The following is a 2,730-nucleotide window of genomic DNA, read 5'->3' on the forward strand; positions in this document are numbered from 1 at the left end:
TGGTCAATCACACGCCTTTGTTTGAAAAATTATTTGTTTCTATATTTAAGACAACTTTCATTAAAAATGTTGGTAAATCGGAACCGGTGACAGTTTGTCGCCGGTTGAAAAAAGAAGAGGTTACATTTTGTAACCGTTTGAATACAATCACTTGCAATGAAGTAAAAGGTGGTTACAAAATATAACCGACTGAATCAATAGTCAAGAGATAGCTATTTAGGAAAGAAAGTTAAAGACATCAAGGCGAGCGCGAAACCTCCTTTTACGCTAAGGTAGCTCGGAGCATTAATAGCAACGAGTTCATCTACTTAAGCAGCAATCAATTTTTGACAAAAATCGTCAATAATACTAAATTAATTAGTATTATTGTATGGTAATGTCAAATTTAAATTGACATTATATGTTAATTTTACTAAATTTATTAGTACTAATGAACTTAAATGTCAAAACATGAACGCCACACATTTTTTTGAACAGCATCCCGTGTTTACACAAAAGGAATTTAATCAATTTTTATTATCCATTGGATCAACAAACTCCAATACTCAACGAGAACTGCTAGCGTATCATCTAAAAAAACAACACATTTTACGAATAAAACGGGGCTTTTTTGCGAGCAGCCGCTATGCTTTGCGAGGTTCCATAGAAAATTTTCCGGTAGATCCCTATTTAATCGCTGGGCGTATTAATCAAAATACAGTGATTGCCTATCAATCAGCGTTTGATTTGCATGGCGTTTCATATTCGTTGCATCATCAATATTTGTATCTATCCGATCACTCTATTCGCCCGTTCACATTCGATGAAGCTGAATTTATTTGTTTGGCATTTCCTAAAACATTGGTTGAACATGATGCGACGCAGTTTGAAGTGGTTTCAGTGGATCGGCAAGGTCTTGCAGTACATGTTACAAGCTTAGAGCGTACAATAGTTGATGTATTGGATCGCCCTAACTATGGAGGGGGATGGGAAGAAATTTGGCGAACAGCAGAACATATTCCTATCTTAAATTTTGATAAGATCATTAAATATGCAGAACTCCTAAACAATGCAACGACTATAGCCAAACTCGGTTTTTTTCTTGAGCAATTTAAAGAGCAATTTGGCATTGATGAACATACGCTAAAATATTTGGAATCAAAAAAACCAAGTGGGATGCATTATTTAGAGCGCAGCAAACGAGAATCAGGAACATGTTTGCAACGATGGAACCTTATTGTTCCAAACTATATCCTTGAACATGCTTGGGAAGAACCTAATGAAGATTTCTAAAGAAAAGCTACAACAAGAAGCAGCTAGCACCGGTTTTAAAATGGAGCATTTAGAGAAGGTCTATATGCTCATGGATTTGTTAGAGGATATAGCTTCATTTCCTCAACTTAAAGACAAGTTTGTTTTAAAGGGAGGCACTGCCCTTAATCTATTCTTTTTTAACCTGCCACGGCTATCAGTTGATATTGATTTGAATTATGTAGGGGCTGTTGACCGAGAAGCAATGCTATTGGAAAAACCTGTATTGCAGAAGACTATTTCCGCAATTTGTGAACGACACGGGCTAGCCTTAGATCGCAATCCCAATCGCCATGCCGGTGGAAAAATGGTTTGGCGTTATCCTAGCGCATTAGGTCAAATGGGGAATTTGGAAATTGATCTTAATTTCATGTATCGCATTCCTCTGTGGCCCGTACAGCTTAAATCATCTTGTATCGTTGGCAGTAAACAGGTGCACAATATTCCTATCTTGGATCCACATGAATTATCTGCTGGGAAATTGGCTGCATTAATCGATAGAAAAACGGGACGTGATTTATTTGATGCCTATCATTTATTGACTAAAACTAATTTGGATATGCCCAAATTACGTTTGGCATTGATTATTTATTCAGCGATAAGTCGAAAAGCTGATTTGCGACAATTAACACCCGAAGCGATTTCGGTGGATATAACGGACTTAAATAATCGGTTACTTCCTTTGCTTAGAAAAAGCGAGCTGTCAATAATGGGTGGTGCCTCAAAATGGGCGGCAAATTTAGTTCAGGAATGCCAGATAGCTTTTCAGAATTTTTTACCGCTTACGGCAAACGAGCATGATTTCTTATATCAACTACTAGATCAAGGCATAATTAGACCAGAGCTAATTTCTGATGATGTGCTTTTCATCGAAAATGTTAAAAATCATCCTGCTGTTAAATGGGCAGCACAACAAAATAAAAAGAATCCTAATATAGACGCTTAATGAGTTGTACCAAAATATGCTAATAGAAAATAATTATTCCATTATAACAAAAAAATATCCTCTAAGATTAAGAACTGCTAGAAAGGGGCTCATCCAATTATTCGTACAAAAAGATTTTACCCAACAATGTGAGGATACATTTTTCTTTAATGATAAAGAATTATTAAACATTGTGTATACCAATGTGTGGTTTGCATTGGAAGGGTTCATTGATGCTATTCATACTATGTTTGGCATAGACGCTCTTGATGAAAATAAAGATCCCAAAGAACTGGCAAAGAAATTATCTGAATTGAAAGCCATAATTAATAAAGCAGAACCCGAGTTAATAAATTATCAGCACAAAGAAAACATTAGTAAATTTAAATCAGATCGCGAAGCTTTAAATAAGTTAATCCGTCTAATTAATAAAGAGGTTAATAACAGCAATGAATTTAAGTGAATTAGTTTTGACTTGCTCTGACACAACTACTTGAAAAAGTGAGAGTTTCCGG

At 35.6% G+C, this 2,730-nt stretch carries 4 protein-coding genes; all 4 read left to right on the forward strand.

Annotation, left to right across the window (positions count from 1 at the left end):
* Positions 1 to 185, forward strand: a 185-nt coding sequence (locus tag QM652_RS14450) for a hypothetical protein (protein ID WP_415077018.1), incomplete at its 5' end; no start/stop codon positions are given.
* Positions 186 to 450: 265 nt separating this feature from the next.
* On the forward strand, positions 451 to 1,272 hold the full coding sequence (locus QM652_RS14455; RefSeq protein ID WP_415077020.1) for a type IV toxin-antitoxin system AbiEi family antitoxin domain-containing protein: 822 nt from the start codon (positions 451 to 453) through the stop codon (positions 1,270 to 1,272).
* Entirely contained in the window at positions 1,259 to 2,236 is a 978-nt protein-coding gene (locus QM652_RS14460) for a nucleotidyl transferase AbiEii/AbiGii toxin family protein (RefSeq protein WP_415077022.1), read from the forward strand. Before QM652_RS14455 ends, QM652_RS14460 begins: the two co-directional genes overlap by 14 nt.
* A gap of 16 nt (positions 2,237 to 2,252) precedes the next feature.
* A complete protein-coding gene (locus QM652_RS14465) occupies positions 2,253 to 2,678 on the forward strand; it encodes a hypothetical protein (RefSeq protein ID WP_415077024.1) in 426 nt (141 codons plus the stop codon).
* Positions 2,679 to 2,730 lie beyond the last annotated feature (52 nt).

The organism is Legionella sp. (assembly GCF_047605385.1).
Taxonomy (GTDB): domain Bacteria; phylum Pseudomonadota; class Gammaproteobacteria; order Legionellales; family Legionellaceae; genus Legionella.

Coding starts and splice junctions, on each gene's coding strand:
- QM652_RS14455 (WP_415077020.1), top strand. CDS start 451: ATGAACGCCACACATTTTTTTGAACAGCATCCCGTGTTTACACAAAAG.
- QM652_RS14460 (WP_415077022.1), top strand. CDS start 1,259: ATGAAGATTTCTAAAGAAAAGCTACAACAAGAAGCAGCTAGCACCGGT.
- QM652_RS14465 (WP_415077024.1), top strand. CDS start 2,253: ATGCTAATAGAAAATAATTATTCCATTATAACAAAAAAATATCCTCTA.